Origin of the sequence: Adhaeribacter terreus (genome assembly GCF_042657365.1) — a bacterium.
GTDB lineage: Bacteria > Bacteroidota > Bacteroidia > Cytophagales > Hymenobacteraceae > Adhaeribacter_A > Adhaeribacter_A terreus.
In genome coordinates this window covers 1-15266 of the sequence record NZ_JBHSKT010000015.1, presented here as the reverse complement: position 1 = coordinate 15266, position 15266 = coordinate 1, and the positions used below count along the sequence as shown (strand labels likewise).

The window sequence follows — 15266 nt, the reverse complement described above, 5'->3', positions numbered from 1 at the left end:
AATCTGTTTTAATCCTAACAAATTTCTACCGGAAAACGCTATGGTTTTGAAGGGAAAAACTCAAGATTAAGCAGAATTACAAGGTTTCGGAAACAAAAAAGCATCCCGAAAATTTCAGGATGCTTTGGTAAATTCTGCTTAAAAAACGCTATGCTTTTGCACTAAAAAAGTCAGAACTTTAAATTGGAGGCGGTTTAATATCGTCGGGTTCAATTCTTTCCAGCTGGCGGCTTCGTTCTTCCTGGGCCCTTTTTAAGCGTTTAGAAGGTTTTTTACGACCGAATAATTCCCGGAAAGAATCGAACTGCTGCGTATGAACCAGACCTACCGAAGAAGTAGTGAACGTGTTATTCTCGAAAGTATTTACCGCCGAAGTTACATATTGCAGTTTCAGACGGAGTTTTCCATCGGGACGCAGGTAGTATTCCGCGCGCCAGTCGCCGATGGCTGTTGCGTTTGTAGTGCGGGTGGTAGTATTGTTGCTGCCTAAACTACTTTCGCGACTCACCCGCAAACGGCCTTCCAGGAAAGAATAACCAATACGCGTCATGATCTCGGGGTTACCAGCCGCATCGGCACCACTGATCCCAATATCTACCTCCAGATTACTATCTACCTGCGAGATCCAGTAACTGAATTGGTTCGAAACAAATTCGCTGATACTGGTCAGCACATCAGTACCGGCATTATTCAAAGCAAATTCCCCGATCGGCGACAAACGTTTGAATACCAGCAAGCTGAATACCTGCCGGTTAAGTTCCTGTTCATCGGTCCGGATGTTGGAAATAAAAGGCTGCAACAACGTTTCTACCTGCGAAGGAACATCGTTGAATTCCATATCGAGTTTTATTTCGGGTGTAAGCAGGTTTCCGCTCAGACCCATAACCACCGTTACCGGGTACCGACGATTATCGGCGCCATTATCGGTTCCCAACGTATCGGTCATTCCGCCCTGCAGCACTTCCCGCAACGAAACCCGCTGGGTATTGGTAGCCTGAATGTTCAGGTTTCCTCCGTAAGGGTCGCCGGTCCAGTTAATTCTGCCACCCGGCCGCACGTTAAATTCTTTGTTTACCAGGTTATAAAGCGTGAAGTTATAAGCACCCTGCACCACTTCATAATTGCCGTACATGTTAAATTCGCCGCGGGTATCAATGTTCATCCTGATACGCCCGTTGCCGGTTCCCCTGATAATATCGCCGGTCCGCTCATCGAAAATAATTTCTACGTAAGCATCGTCGGTTACATCCAGGTTAAAATTCATGTTAATGCCCGAAAGGTCAACTTTCTGTTCTTCCACCGCCACTTTAACCTTGGTTGTATCTTTGGAATTCGCTTTTACAAACCGGATGAACCCTTGCCGCGAAGCCTTGGCTTGCGTGTTGAGCGGAATAGAAATACGGGTGCCTTTTTCGCTACGCGCATCTACGTTCAGTTTCAGGTTTGAAGGCGGGCCAAAGATCGAAGCGTCGCCGGTAGCTATAGCCGATCCATAATACAGATCATTTTGCTCCCGCGTGGTGTTTAGCACCATAAATCTCCGGAAATCGGTTTTCAGATCGAGCACCATTTTATCGAAGCCATCGTGATAAACGCCGCCGGTCAGGGTAGCCGTATTTCCGAAAATATCGCGCAGTTTTATGCCACGGAACATGATTCCGTTCTCTGCAAAATAAACCCGGTCCGAGAATGAATAAACGGTGTTCAGGTAATCGAATTTAAACCGCCCGTTGCTCACATTCGCTACACCTTTCAGAATCGGGCCGGTAAGTTTGCCCAGAATGCGTATCCGGCCTTCCATGGTACCATCCATATCCGAGATAATGGTTTTCAGGAAAGGTTCTACAATTTTTACCGGCGCATCTTCCATAGCTGCCAGTAAATTCAGCTGATTGTTTCCGCCGTCCGGATTATACGTTCCGGTTACGTTCAGCACTTTGCGCGCATCGCGCATCACGCCCAGGTTTACCTGCAACCGGCTCTGCCTGCGGTCCCAATCCGATTCCCCGGCTACGTTCCCGATCAGAATTTCATCGAAAAATAAAGAATCTACCCGAAGCTGGCTCGTTAAAATGATCTGGTCGTAAATATCGCGGGCTGTGAGATCGGCATTTAAAACGCCGCTCATTTTCTGCGCCATCAGCGGGTTCAGGTTCTGCAGTTCAAAATTGCTGACCTTTACCTGCATGAGCTTCGAAGGATCGGCGGAAAGCATGCCCGAAGCACTGATACTCTGGTTCTGGTACGAAAGCACGAGGTTACGGAAATCGATCTCTTTACCGCGAATCTCCACCGTATTTTCCGGCGAGATCGTCCAGTTTTTGCCTAATAAGTTCAGGTTTGATTTATTGAATACGATCTGCAGGCGGTTCGGTAAAAAGTTCAGGTCGCCGCTGAAAGAGGCTTTATTCGTGGTTCCGGACTGTGCAATATTGGTGGCAAACTGAATTTTCTGACCGGTCCAGACACCTTCTGCAAAGAAATTTTCGGTAGCGCCCGCTGAAGGAACCTGCTGTTTCTTGGAAGTAAGGAAAGCCTGCGCCAGTACTTCAGGGCTGAAAGGTAATTTGGAAGTGGTAAGCTCGAGGTTATTGGTAAACAGTTTGTAATCGCCGTATAAAATGGTATCGATCTGGCCGCTAAAACCGAAGATCGCCGTTTGTCCGTTCCGGAAATTACCGGCAATTTTTGCATTGTCGGAGATCGAAAACGCCGGTACAAAAATGTGAAACAGTGGGTTGGCTTTTTTCAGGTGCAGGTTAAAATCAAGCGCATAATCCGGCGGAACGTTGCGGCTGGTTTTTTTACGATAGTAGTTAGCGGTTGCTGTGGCGTTATTTTCAAAATTCAGCTTATATTCCTTCACCAGCATGGCAATATCGCGGACCAGTGAGGTATAATTGAAGTCGCCTTTCGCATCAAAATTCAACAGTTCAGACCTTACATCGAGTGTGCGGATGCCACCGGTTTTGGCTGAAACCACATCCAAAGAATCGATCTGCACCGGTTTGTTTTCGAAGGTAATCGTGGTATTGCGTAAATGGGCCGTACCTAAAAGATCGTCGGGACGGTAGCCGGAAAAGTGGAGCGTGGCATTGGTTTTCACCCGGAAATCCTGCGGCGTAAAATTCAGTGGTTTCAGGTTGGCGTTTTCAATATTTGCCGTCAGGTCGAAACGCTGGTTCCCTTTTTCCAGGTTTATGGTGCCGTTTCCTTTCATCACCAGGTTCGGGTCGTTTACGCTGAATGCTCCCGAAAAAGCCTGTTGCCCTAGTTTACCGTTGGTAACTATATTCTGATAGGTGTAGTTGTTGAAGTTCAGGGATTTAATAGTGGCATCGAGTTCCAGATTAGCCGTTTCGGCATCGAAACCGGAACCGGCAATTTTACCATCTATCGAAATATTTTTCAAAACGCTTTCGTCGCCGATCAGTTTACCGACCTGGAAATTATCGGTTTTCAGGTAGCCGCGGTACGAGCTTTGGGTTTTATTCTTGTTCAGCTTCAGGTTTATATCCGAAACAAAGCTACCAAGCGCGGTCTGAAAGCTGCCGTTGGCTACAAAGTCGTTATAAAAACCAACGAACTGACCTTGTAATTTTACGGTCCCCAAACGGTCGGCATACGCAAAAGCATCGTCGGGAATGTAACGTTTCAGGTCGTTGGCATTTAAAGTGGAAGGTTTTAGCTTCAGTTCGGCGAACGTTTCCTTCATATTCGGTAAACCGGTTGCGCTTATATTGCCAACTACGTGAGTGTTCTTACCATAAATAATATCCACGTTCTTCGCATCGAAGCGGCTGGTTTTGCCTTTAATATCAGCGGTTACGATCACTTTTTCGTTCCAGTCTTTCAGCTGCGGCGCAAACAATGCAATATCATCGGAGAAAACGGCGGAACTATCTAGCCGGGCCGTTACGTGCACGCTATCGTTGAAATCTACGAAGTTGAAAAAATGCTTGTAATCGAAACGCACGTAATGGCGCAAATTGCTCCGCCCTACTTTCAGATCCATTTCATTCCATTCCCAGAACGTAGGCGCGAAGGTCATTTTTACGTCCAGGTTTTTGAGGTGGGTTTTGGAAGGAAGGTCGAAGGCGGTCAACCCTTTGATATTGGCTTTAATGGTATCGCCAAGAAACTCAATTTCCGATAGGTCGGCATTGATCCGGGCCAGTTTCATGTGCTGGTAATCGAGCCCGAAATCGGTAGGAGCATCATTTTCGTTGTCGTAAGCAAAGTACCCGTTTTGCAGCACCACGCGATCGATGTGAAAATCGAAAGGTTTGGAAGCCGTAGTGGTATCTGGTTTAATAAGTTTGCTTAAGGAATGAATGAACGTGGTGATATTCAGCGAGTCGGTACCTTCGTATTTAATTAAATGTGTACGCGGTTCTGTAATGGTAAGCGTGGCTATGCTTAATTTATTGGGTTCGAAGATCGAGAAAACACTGATGTCGGCATCGAGCTGGCCAATGTAGAACAATTCGTTTCCCCGGATGTCGAGCACGCGCACGCTGTCGAGCACTACACTTTTAAAAAAGCGGATATCAACTTTCCCGATCGTAACTTTGTGCTCAATAGTTTCGGAGATCCAGGCGGCGGTTTTTTGTACCACTTTGGTTTGAAAGGACGGCACCTTGAGGGCAAAATAGAGGCCGTTCAGTACAATTAAAATAAGCACAAGTAAGCCAAAAACTATTTTTAGAACAGCTTTTCCGATAACTTGCAGCGTATTTGATTTTTGGTTTTCCAAAGGAAATGTTACAACCTACAATTTTAGCAATAGAATCTTCCTGCGACGATACGTCGGCAGCTATTATCCGCGGAGGCAAAATACTTGCCAATGTGGTAGCTTCGCAGGCCGTTCACGAACAATACGGTGGCGTGGTACCGGAACTGGCCTCGCGCGCGCACCAGCAAAACATTATTCCGGTGGTGGCGCAGGCTTTTCATACGGCAAATATAGCAAAAAGTGAACTTAACGCAGTAGCCTTTACCCGTGGCCCGGGTTTGCTTGGTGCGCTGCTGGTGGGCACTTCCTTTGCCAAAGCCTTTGCCATGGGCCTGAACATTCCGCTTATTGACGTAAACCACATGCAGGCGCATATTCTGGCTCATTTTATAGACGAGCCAAAACCTGCTTTTCCGTTCCTCTGCCTTACCGTGAGCGGCGGACATACCCAATTGGTGCTGGTGCGCGATCACCTCGATATGGAAATTATTGGCCAGACAACCGACGATGCCGTGGGCGAAGCCTTCGATAAATCGGCCAAGTTGCTAGGTTTGCCTTACCCCGGCGGACCGGCTTTAGACAAGCTTGCCGCCACCGGCGATCAAAATAAATTCCAGTTCCCGATCGTGAATTTACCGGGCAACGATTTTTCTTTCAGCGGCATTAAAACGGCTATTCTTTATTTCCTGAAAGACCAGACCAAACAAAACCCCGACTTTATAACGCAGAACCTGGCCGATTTATGCGCCAGCATTCAACATGCTTTGATCAAAACCTTGTTTAAGAAACTGATACCAGCCGCCGAAGCGCTTGATATAAAGGAAATAGCCATTGCCGGCGGGGTATCGGCCAATTCGGGTTTGCGGAAGGCTTTGCAGGAAGAAGGGGTGAAGCGCGGCTGGAACGTTTACATTCCGGCTTTTCAGTACTGCACCGATAATGCCGGAATGATTGCCATGGCTGCGCATTTCAAATACCTGAAAGGGGAATTTACGGATCAGTATGCCAGCCCGGAACCACGTTTGAAGTTTTAGAGGTTAGCAGGTAGGTTTCTACTTTTTTTATCAGCTCTTGCTTAATTGCCCGAACCAGGTCTCAGGATACCATATAAGGCTGTTGGTTTACGATCAGAATTTTTTCTTCGGCCAATAGCAGGTAGCCATAATCGTAGCAAAAATAGTATGTACTGCCTTTTTGAGTACGGTAAATGTTCGTAAAGTACCTGAAGTCGAAACCGGCCTGTTCCAGCACTTCACGCCGCAGGGTGGTTTTACCTTGCGGGCTGACCTGCTTCAGAGCGCCGCAAGATCTGGTTTACCTGCCTGATCAGCGCTTCGCTTTTGTCTTCCATCCGGCGACTGTTGCCGGCCAGGGAACGACACTGGTCAGTGCAAAAGAAAGTAAACCACCCCCGAACCCCTCCTTGAAAAGGAGGGGAGTTACGTGCTGCTTAATTTTAATTTCTCTTATTCTTATTAAGCTTCAGATAAGTTAAACGGTATACTTTTAGGCTTCGAAAGTCTGATGAAGCAGTACCGAAAAGCTCCCCTCCTTTTCAAGGAGGGGTTCGGGGGTGGTTGGGCTTCCTGCAAAGTAAACCAGCCCCGTGGTATTACTTTGAAAACACCGTTTTCCTGAACCCGCTGGAACATGCCGGTAAAACCTACATTAAACTCTGGAACAAGCCTAACCGCCAGATAAGCGACAAACTGAAAGCTGCTGCCGGGGTAAAATTCAGCAAAACGTATAAATGCTACGTAATGGCCCGCTCTGAGCAACAGGTAGCCCTGCTGCAACAACACCTGGAAGGCATTGCCCGGATAAATACCCAGTATCTGAACCGCCCCAACCGCCTGCGGCCAACCAAAACGGTAACCCTTACCGCTCAAAAACCTGAGCTGGCCAGTCTGCCCAAACTGCCTGACCTGCCCGTGGTACGCCTGCAGCCACTGGTTTATAATAACCGTGAGGTGTTGCAGATCAGCTTTGCCTATAACCGCGAATTATACCAGCGCTTATGCCAGGGAAGCCGCGTAAAATGGCTGACGGAGCCTAAATGCTTTGTAACCGGCCCCGATGGCCTTAGCCTACACCAACTGCTGGACAGTTTGGAAGGCTTAGCCCAGATCTGGCTAAGCCAGGACCTGAAAATTAAGGACCTGAGCGTGCAAACGCGACTCTGGGAGCAGTCCTACGCAAAAGACAGCAATTTTATCAGTTGCCCCTTGCCATATCTGGAAAAACTGCTGCTGCTAAACTACAGCCCTAATACCATCCGCACCTACCATGGCTTGTTGTTGCGCTTTCTGAACTCGTACCGGCAGCAGGGGCTGCCCGCTTTAGAAGCTTTTACCGCTGAAGAGGTAAACCAGTACCACCGCGATATGATGCAAAGCGCCCAATACTCCTATTCATTTATAAACCAGAGCATAAATGCCATAAAATTCTACTACCAGCGGGTGTTGCAGCGCCCTTTAATGGGGCTTAACCAGGTAGAACGACCGGAAAAAGTACAGAAACTGCCTAAGGTAATGAGCAAAGATGAAGTGAAACGGTTGCTGCAGGCTACCGAAAACCTGAAGCACCGCTGCCTGCTGCAATTGCTTTACGCCGGCGGCTTGCGCATTGGCGAAGTTATTAACCTGAAACTGACCGATGTGCAAAGCGGACGCAACCTGCTGCTGATACGGGGCGGGAAAGGTAAAAAAGACCGCACCACCTTGCTGTCTCCCAAATTACTTCAAAACCTGCGCGCGTATTATAAAACCTATAAACCAAAAGACTGGTTGTTTGAAGGGCAGTTTGGCGGGCAATATACGGTAGAAAGTATCCGAAACGTTTTCCGGGCATGCAAAGAAAAAGCCAGCATAAAAGGGCCTTTTACCCCGCACTCGCTGCGCCACAGTTTTGCCACGCATTTGCTGGAGCAGGGCACCGATCTGCGCTAAATCCAAACCTTACTCGGCCACGGATCCAGCAAAACTACCGAGATCTATACCCATGTAACTACCCACGCCATTGAAAAGATCATGAGCCCGCTTTATAATTTATAGATCTTTGTTACATTTGAATATGAACGCACGTCTAATGCCTGACTTTTACAAAACAGTATCTAAAATGGGCGGAAAACCTACAGATATAGTGGGGATAAACGTAGTAGTGTTTTATATACAGTAGTTAGTAGGTATATAAATTAAAAAGAATATGGAGGAGGCCGTTTCAGCTGCTGGCTCAGCTTTGTTTTCTTTGTTTTTTTATTCGATTTCTTTATTCACAACAGGGTTAACTTTATTAGTGTACTACAAAAAAGATGTAAAAATTGGATTTGTAGCTAATTTTGTTTTTTGGCTAATTATAATATTATTAGGATTCTGGTTAAGTGTATTCAATGTATTGGGTATATTCTTCGTCACTTTGATATTAATTGTTCACTTCATATGCCTTTTAAATTATAAAAACCTCCTTTAAATCTAATCTAAGGCTATTATAATTAACAAATTTAGAAGCTGGATTAGCACATTTTAATCGAATAATCTGACTTTTAATAATATAATAAATTTGGAAATATTAAACCAACTAACAAAACCTAAAACACATTAAAACGTGCCTTAGCCAAGCACGTTGTAGTAAATTAAAATTTAAATGAGAATTATCGCCTATATAACCTCCATATTAGTTGCAGGCATATTATACTTCCTTTTTGCGGCATATATGGGTGTTTCGGCCGGTCTTGGCTCTTGGCTTCCACTAATTAGCTTTTATTGTTCTATAATAATTTTTGGCTTTTTAAGTTGGCTTCACTTTTTCTATTCCAGAGTTGGGGCAATCCTTTTGACAGTATTTTTACTTCTAATGTTTTTTTCTTGGCCAGCTTTTCTATTGATAGAACATTTTAAAGGGGAATATAAGCTCCCTCTTTTTGAATCTCTTGTCCCATTAAGTTTAATTTTTATTAGCATCTACTTAGTTTGGATAAGCGACAGAAAAAAGAAAAGAATGAATACTTGGGTAAAATATACATTAGCAATTCCGCCTGATATACTTGCTTTTTATGTTGGTATTGACTTTTCTATAAAATTCTTTGGTTAATAAAAAAAATAACAAACTACAACCACACCTATACGGCAGCTTCGCCGCCGCATAGCCAAACCGTTAGGGGCAATAAAAGTTATAAAAAAGTATCCTTCCCACAAAACATGAGATGTCTCATTATTCTGGTAGTCCAAATGTTTCTGCTTTATGGCTGCAAAAGCCCTGAAAAGCAACAACTCTGCTTGAAGGACTATATAATTAAAGTAAAAGAGACACCTGAATATAATTCGGTTAGAAGTGCTGCTAAAGATACTGTATCAAATTGGATAAGCAGGGATGTGAAGTTCTTTGGACATCTTGACACTGATGCAATGTGGAAGATTGACAGTGCTGTATTCTTTAATGAAGACAGAAGCAAAGCTTTGTTGCTGTTATTAGAGATAGACAAGAAAAGCGAGGTAGTTTTTGATTATGTAAAAGTGCTGGCCGCAGAATATAAGGAAGGCAATTGGCAAATTTATTCCCAAGGATTTCCTACAATTGGGTTTGACAGGAGCTTAAACCCTGCAACCAGTGTAAGAAGGCAATATACTTATAAGCAGTTATCAGAAATTTCAAGAGAAGAACTAATAAATGGTGGCTACTTTGATTGGAGAAGTTGTAGCATTAATTATGACTATGTGAACGACTGGTTTAAGGAACCTTTAGCCGAATATCATCAAGAGTTTCTTAAAAGAAGAAGTGAAAACTGAAAGAATTAAAACCCCTAACCACACCTATGCAAAAGTCTCGCTTTGCTTCGCCCTATGCATAGCCAAGTCCGTTGTGGTGCATTAGAAATATATGAAATACATTCTCCTATTTATTTTACTCTTTAGCTTTTTCACGGCTTTTGGTCAGGAATCAGCTAAAAAGGGAATTAATTACAAACCAATCAATTTAGAAGAGGCAGTTAACCAATTAAAAAATATCCATCATGATACCACCAAACAGAAAATTTTTAAAATGACAGAAAGTGAATTTTTGGCGGGTTCTCATATGGGACTTGGTATGTGGATGAGAAATAATTGGGGACTATGGAAAGGAAAAGAACTTGCAAAATATTTTAATTCAATTGGTATTTTCCACCCGGACGACATGTCCGGAATTATTTTGACTTCTTATTATCGGGAACTTCATGAACAGAATTGGAAAGTAGAGGAACAAGTTCAGCACTATCAAGACTTTTGGAAGAAATCAAATGAACATTTAATAAGGCTTGAAACACATCCATTTTATAAAAAGATGATGGAAGAAAAACTTGACTCAATTGAAAAAGCTCGGCTTGACCAAAAGAAGAGTGATTGGACAAGTGGGAAAAAGATTAGCGGATATGTGGAGCAACGATGTGGATTTCTATTAAAAGGAATGTTTCTTAGAACTCAAATTGAAGGAACAATAATTGGATGGCAAAGCGATAAACTAGTTCTTCATATTGACAACTTTGTAGATAAGAAGAAAAAGAAACGAGTGATGAAGTGTTATGATGTTAAAGATGATATCATTCTTATTGAGGACCATGAATTATTTAGCCTTATTGAAAAATAACGAAACCACAACCAAAGATAAAAATCATTAAAACGTTTTTTAGCCCAGCCGTTAGGCTGTATTTGAAGGGTAAAAATTCTACAAAACTTTTTGGAATAAAACTTAATGCTTACTTTTGGCGTTAGTAACGCTAAAAGTAAGCATGATAGTATCTTTCGGGTCAAAGGAGACTGAAAAAATCTGGAACGGGGAAAGGATAGCGAAGCTGCCTATGGAGATTCAGACAACTGGCAGGCGTAAATTAAGAATGCTTAATAACTCCCAGGATATTGCTGACCTTCGCATTCCTCCCTCCAACAGATTAGAGAAGTTAGCTGGAAACCTGAAAGAGTTTTATAGTATCAGGATAAACAGCCAGTGGAGAATCATCTTCCAATGGAATAACGGCCAGGCATCAGAAGTAGAAATCATTGATTACCACTAAAAAGAATTACATGGAGCGACTACCTAATATTCACCCAGGAGAAATACTTCAAGAAGAGTTTCTTGTTCCGTTAAACATTACCGCCTATAGGCTTTCAAAGGACATTGGTATACCTCAAACCAGAGTGTCTGAAATTTTAAAAGGAAACAGGCGCATTACAGCCGATACGGCTTTAAGGTTAAGCTACTACTTTGGCAATTCCCCTAAGTTCTGGCTTGGTTTGCAAGATGATTATGATCTGGAAGAAGAAAGGATTAATAAGCAGCAGGAACTGGAATCCATAAAACGATTTGAGAAAAACGCAGCCTAACCCAATGCAGCCTTAACCTTTGCTCCGCTACAGGCTTCAGCTGCACCCAACCGTATGCCATGAATAAAACAAGTATCAAATTATAAACACTATTACTATGAAAAAATCATTTTATGCGATTGTGTTTATTATAGCAACAATTAGTTGCCAATCAAACAAAAACAATGAATCAGCAACGTCAGAACAAACTGCAACAAACTTAAAATCTGTTACTTCAGACACGGCTTTCTTTAGTGAAAATGGTAGAATTGTCACTCCAGATACTTACCCAACAGACGAGACATCACGTCAGATTCTCAAGGGCCAAAGCTTGGTTGGGGTGAACAAATTTGTTCATAATAGAGAGCTCACACCTACAGATGACCAACCTGTTGTTCGCATAAACCGAGATACATATTATTCAATGGCTGTTGTTGATGTATCAAAAGGTGCGACTATTGAAATGCCGGATATTCCTGAGGGAAAATACATGTCTGTTCAACCGGTAACTGAAGATCATAGAATTCAGAAAATGATGTATGGTCCCGGCTCTTATGATTTATCAACACATACCGGAACTCACCTTTATTTAATTATTAGACTTGATGGAACATTCACTAAAGAAGAAGCAAAAGCGATTCAGGATCAAATGAGAATTAAGTCAAATTCAAATAATTTATTTGCCACCGAACCCATTAACAAGGAATCATTTTACAAAGTTGAATCAGAACTTAAAGCTAAGGTGTCAGAAATTGTTAAGCGAGATGGCATCCATGGTATGAAAGGTATGTTTACCAACCCACGTGACGAATCAGCAAAAGACTTAACAGTTGAAAAGTACCAGGTTGGGGCCGCAGCAGGTTGGGGAGGTGCCCAACTCATTGATAACATATATGAATCCTCTGGAAATTTTTCGACCGATAGCTGTTACCAGCTTACGTTTGAAGACCCAAAAAATGGTGCTTTCTGGTCAATCACGGTGTATGATAAAAATGGTTTTATGTTTAATGACCTTGCAAACTTCAGTTCGAATACTGCAAAAAAAAACCAAGATGGCACCTATACAATTAGTTTTGGTTGCGGAAAGGATGCTCCCAATAATCTGGAAATTGATAATCCTTCAAATAAGTTTAACATATTGGCTCGGCATTACCGTCCTTCCAAACGAGTAACTGAGGATGGTTATCGTATTGTTCCTCTGATCAAAGTGGTATCTTCAAAATAACATGAAAGTTAATTGAAGTGCGAACAGATTGTAAGTATATATCCAAAAAACAATTATAGCATACAACAGCGGCTTGGCGTAATGGCGGGGGCAGTGCTCCGTATGACAGTTTTGTGGTAGGTTCAAGTGTAGTTCTTCAATTGAACTTTTGTGCTAAAAATCCGTCACTACGCCAAGTCACAATCCGTTGGCAGTAATAAAAATAACTATTCCTAAACTCCGGTTCAAAACGATAGCATTTAAGCCCCAAAAGTCTTTCTAATTCAGTAAATTTTCAATTGTTTTCTGAATGCAACGCTGGCGGGTTTCCGGTTTTTTGGCTTCTTCTATCCAGTTTACATATTCTTTTTGGTGCGTATAGCTTAGTTTGCCAAACGCTCTTTTAACTTCCGGATTTTGGTTGAATAGCGCTGCTAAATCTGGTGGCACCATTACGGTTCGTGGTTCGAGATCGCGTTCTATTTTCACATCTACCAGATCGCTAAAGGTTTTCCCTATCGCTTTCCGGATATCTTTGCGGATGCCTAAAACGTGGCCACCACCACCCATAGCCGCCAGCGAACCACGGTATTCAAACCCATCGAACGTAGCTTTCACTTTTACCTGACCTTTTGTGCCAAAAAACTCCACAACGTTAAACGGCACAATTACATAAGCGGCATCCATGTTTTGGTGCTGCTCAATTCTGGCTGAAAATAATATCGGTTCCGGTTGCGCGGTCATGCGTTTACAGTTTAAAATTCAACCTGAAGATAAACAAAAAACGCTATCCTTTTCGACTAAAAAAGTAAGTACATTATATTCACTAATTCACGCATTCAATCATTCCCTGATTTACTCCCCGCAACTACATAAAACTTCGCGCCTTACAGGTTTGGTTTTATAATGATCCAGCGAAACTTCTTTCATGTAGATCACCTCCAGACTTTTTAGCTGGTTTTTCCTACCGTTTTTTTCGTTCCAGATGCGCATGAGGTAATTGCAGTAATAAGGCCGCATCCAGTCGTTGTGAATGAACAAATAATTTTCGGTGTATTTGCGCCAGCGGTCGTTTTTGAAAAGCGAGACTACCGATTTCGGTTTCTTGTAGGTTACTGCGTTCCCGTTGCGGTTCAGGTCAATTTTTCGGTTTTGGTTCGTCGTTCCTTCCAGAATATACCAGCCATCGTCTTTAAAAACGGCCGGGGAAAACATGCCCCAATTCTGATCTACGCGCAGCCAGAAACCCAGTCCTCGCAGGTAATCCGGGAACTTGAAAAACCTATCGGGCATGTTGGCCAGGTTCCAGCAAATGGTGTAAACTAACACAAACGAAACCAGGATTTCGCGGCCGTATTTCAGCTTTTTCAGCAAAACCGGTGAACAGCTAAAACGCAGGTCGGCTTTCCAGGAAAAAGGGTAGGGCCAGCGTTTGCAAAAGTCAATAGCCTGCTTACAGATCTTAATGGCCAGCGGGAAAAGTTTTTTCTCGAGCCAATCCATTTGTTTACCTGGAATAAGCCCCAACAACGAAACCAGATTTATCAGGTAAAAAAGCCCGACGAACAAGGTTAAACTGATCCCGAAATGCAGCCCGGCTAAAACCGTGATCACCACCATCCTAAAAAAGCCGTTGTAGAATGGGATCAGTAATAAAAACGGGATGATCAATTCCGTATAATAAACCCCGAACGTGAGGAATTTCAGTAATTCGTAATGCGGATAAAGCAGTTTACCGCCAGGCAATAAAATTTGATCGAGGCTGAGCGCGTAATAAATTGCCGTGCCGTATTGGTGCCATTCCGGGGCACTTTTCAGTAAAGCGGTACAGAAATAAAGCAGGAAGATCTGGAGAATTAAAGCAATGGTTGCCGCACTGAAATACTTGTTTTTTTCTGGCTTGCAGTTTTTTCGGGAATCAATGGAATAATAAGTACCCATCGGCAAAAAGATCGACCAGAAAAGCAGCATCCGTACCAGATCGTCGCCGCCCTGCAAAATGAGCGGGTTACGGTTATGCAAAGAAACGAGCAACGCCCAGCTGAAAACGGTAGCCAAACGGGTCTTAAAACCCAGAATGAGGCAAACGGCAAAAAATGCTGACAGCAAAAAAAATAAAGCCTGCACCTGCCAAAGTCCGCTGCCGGTATGAAAAGAGAAAAAATACGGATTCCAGGCGTGCTCAAAAAGGGCCGGTAAAGGTAAAACGCCGCTGTTGGCATAATGCGCTTCCAGATCGGTAGCCCGGGTATACAGGTCAATTATAAGCAAAGCGCCCAACCCGATCCGCAGCAACGCCAGGGCTCTGAGATCTACCGTAAACGTTTTTTGCAGGTACAAAAGAAAATAACGCATTAGAACGAAAGCTGTGGGAAGGTTGTAAAAAAAGGCAAACTCAACTGGAATTTGCCTTTTAGAATTAAAGATCTAGGCTGTATCAATAGCCGGAAGTGGTACCGGTATTTTTAGTGCCTTTTTTCTTTTTAGTGCTTTTACCGGAAGTTGTTCTCGATGTAGTTCTGGTAGTGCTACCGGAAGTCGTGCCGCTGGTTATGGCGGTGGTTGAGCCCGATGTGGTGCCCGAAGTAATTTGGGTGGTGCTGCCCGAAGTTGTTCCGCTCGTCATGGTACCCGTGGTTGAGCCACTGGTTGTGCCGGAAGTCATGCGGGTGGTAGATCCGCTGGTAGTTCCGGAGGTCATGGTAGTTGTACTGCCCGAAGTAGTACCTGAAGTAGTAACCGAGGTAGTACCGGAAGTTGTGCCAGTCGATCCGGTTGTTCCGCCGGTAGAACCGGATGTGGTTTGAGCTGAAGCGCCGAATGCCATGCAGGAAACAGCAAATAAAGTAAGGTACGTTTTCTTCATAATCTTAGAAACTGTTTTAAAAGCCATTAGCAACGTTTAAGCATTACTGAGATCATTGCTATATATACCATCGATTGGCTGTTCATTCTGTTCTTCTCATAATCTTTATTCAGACGCCTTGCATGCATC

Annotated in this window: 13 protein-coding genes; 9 read left to right on the top strand and 4 right to left on the bottom strand. The window is 43.5% G+C overall.

Going from position 1 to position 15266, the window contains the following annotated elements; translation table 11 throughout:
- Positions 1 to 178 precede the first annotated feature (178 nt).
- The gene (locus ACFPIB_RS17030) at positions 179 to 4618 is read right to left on the bottom strand and encodes a translocation/assembly module TamB domain-containing protein (protein WP_378018679.1); all 4440 of its coding nucleotides are present in this window, start codon (positions 4616 to 4618) and stop codon (positions 179 to 181) included.
- A gap of 143 nt (positions 4619 to 4761) precedes the next feature.
- Between ACFPIB_RS17030 and tsaD the strand changes: the two genes are divergently transcribed.
- From tsaD to ACFPIB_RS16985, 9 genes are all read left to right on the top strand, one after another.
- Positions 4762 to 5769: a tRNA (adenosine(37)-N6)-threonylcarbamoyltransferase complex transferase subunit TsaD gene (gene tsaD / locus ACFPIB_RS17025; protein ID WP_378018678.1), complete on the top strand. Its 1008-nt coding sequence runs from the start codon at positions 4762 to 4764 to the stop codon at positions 5767 to 5769.
- A 160-nt stretch (positions 5770 to 5929) separates the two neighbouring features.
- Positions 5930 to 6061 (top strand): hypothetical protein, encoded by a 132-nt coding sequence (locus ACFPIB_RS17020; RefSeq protein WP_378018677.1) that lies wholly within the window; start codon positions 5930 to 5932, stop codon positions 6059 to 6061.
- 251 nt (positions 6062 to 6312) lie between these two features.
- Positions 6313 to 7683 carry a tyrosine-type recombinase/integrase gene (locus ACFPIB_RS17015; protein WP_378018676.1) on the top strand — a complete coding sequence of 457 codons (1371 nt, stop codon included), beginning with the start codon at positions 6313 to 6315 and terminating at the stop codon, positions 7681 to 7683.
- Between the two features lie 694 nt (positions 7684 to 8377).
- Positions 8378 to 8824 carry a hypothetical protein gene (locus ACFPIB_RS17010; RefSeq protein ID WP_378018675.1) on the top strand — a complete coding sequence of 149 codons (447 nt, stop codon included), beginning with the start codon at positions 8378 to 8380 and terminating at the stop codon, positions 8822 to 8824.
- Positions 8825 to 8931: 107 nt separating this feature from the next.
- Positions 8932 to 9519, top strand: a complete 588-nt coding sequence (locus ACFPIB_RS17005) for a hypothetical protein (protein WP_378018674.1) — start codon at positions 8932 to 8934, stop codon at positions 9517 to 9519.
- Positions 9520 to 9610: 91 nt separating this feature from the next.
- Positions 9611 to 10354 carry a DUF6794 domain-containing protein gene (locus ACFPIB_RS17000; protein ID WP_378018673.1) on the top strand — a complete coding sequence of 248 codons (744 nt, stop codon included), beginning with the start codon at positions 9611 to 9613 and terminating at the stop codon, positions 10352 to 10354.
- A 142-nt stretch (positions 10355 to 10496) separates the two neighbouring features.
- Entirely contained in the window at positions 10497 to 10778 is a 282-nt protein-coding gene (locus tag ACFPIB_RS16995) for a type II toxin-antitoxin system RelE/ParE family toxin (protein WP_378018672.1), read from the top strand.
- A gap of 10 nt (positions 10779 to 10788) precedes the next feature.
- On the top strand, positions 10789 to 11088 hold the full coding sequence (locus ACFPIB_RS16990) for a HigA family addiction module antitoxin (protein ID WP_350414459.1): 300 nt from the start codon (positions 10789 to 10791) through the stop codon (positions 11086 to 11088).
- A gap of 97 nt (positions 11089 to 11185) precedes the next feature.
- Entirely contained in the window at positions 11186 to 12292 is a 1107-nt protein-coding gene (locus ACFPIB_RS16985) for a DUF1254 domain-containing protein (protein ID WP_378018671.1), read from the top strand.
- A gap of 258 nt (positions 12293 to 12550) precedes the next feature.
- Here the strand turns inward: ACFPIB_RS16985 and ACFPIB_RS16980 are convergent, their stop codons facing one another.
- From ACFPIB_RS16980 to ACFPIB_RS16970, 3 genes are all read right to left on the bottom strand, one after another.
- Positions 12551 to 13015 (bottom strand): YdeI/OmpD-associated family protein, encoded by a 465-nt coding sequence (locus ACFPIB_RS16980; protein ID WP_378018670.1) that lies wholly within the window; start codon positions 13013 to 13015, stop codon positions 12551 to 12553.
- A 111-nt stretch (positions 13016 to 13126) separates the two neighbouring features.
- Entirely contained in the window at positions 13127 to 14626 is a 1500-nt protein-coding gene (locus tag ACFPIB_RS16975; protein WP_378018669.1) for an HTTM domain-containing protein, read from the bottom strand.
- A gap of 82 nt (positions 14627 to 14708) precedes the next feature.
- Entirely contained in the window at positions 14709 to 15137 is a 429-nt protein-coding gene (locus ACFPIB_RS16970) for a hypothetical protein (RefSeq protein ID WP_378018668.1), read from the bottom strand.
- Between the last annotated feature and the right edge of the window lie 129 nt (positions 15138 to 15266).

Coding starts and splice junctions, on each gene's coding strand:
- ACFPIB_RS16995 (WP_378018672.1), top strand. CDS start 10,497: ATGATAGTATCTTTCGGGTCAAAGGAGACTGAAAAAATCTGGAACGGG.
- ACFPIB_RS17005 (WP_378018674.1), top strand. CDS start 8,932: ATGAGATGTCTCATTATTCTGGTAGTCCAAATGTTTCTGCTTTATGGC.
- ACFPIB_RS16970 (WP_378018668.1), bottom strand. CDS start 15,137: ATGAAGAAAACGTACCTTACTTTATTTGCTGTTTCCTGCATGGCATTC.
- ACFPIB_RS16980 (WP_378018670.1), bottom strand. CDS start 13,015: ATGACCGCGCAACCGGAACCGATATTATTTTCAGCCAGAATTGAGCAG.
- ACFPIB_RS16985 (WP_378018671.1), top strand. CDS start 11,186: ATGAAAAAATCATTTTATGCGATTGTGTTTATTATAGCAACAATTAGT.
- tsaD (WP_378018678.1), top strand. CDS start 4,762: ATGTTACAACCTACAATTTTAGCAATAGAATCTTCCTGCGACGATACG.
- ACFPIB_RS16990 (WP_350414459.1), top strand. CDS start 10,789: ATGGAGCGACTACCTAATATTCACCCAGGAGAAATACTTCAAGAAGAG.
- ACFPIB_RS16975 (WP_378018669.1), bottom strand. CDS start 14,626: ATGCGTTATTTTCTTTTGTACCTGCAAAAAACGTTTACGGTAGATCTC.
- ACFPIB_RS17000 (WP_378018673.1), top strand. CDS start 9,611: ATGAAATACATTCTCCTATTTATTTTACTCTTTAGCTTTTTCACGGCT.
- ACFPIB_RS17010 (WP_378018675.1), top strand. CDS start 8,378: ATGAGAATTATCGCCTATATAACCTCCATATTAGTTGCAGGCATATTA.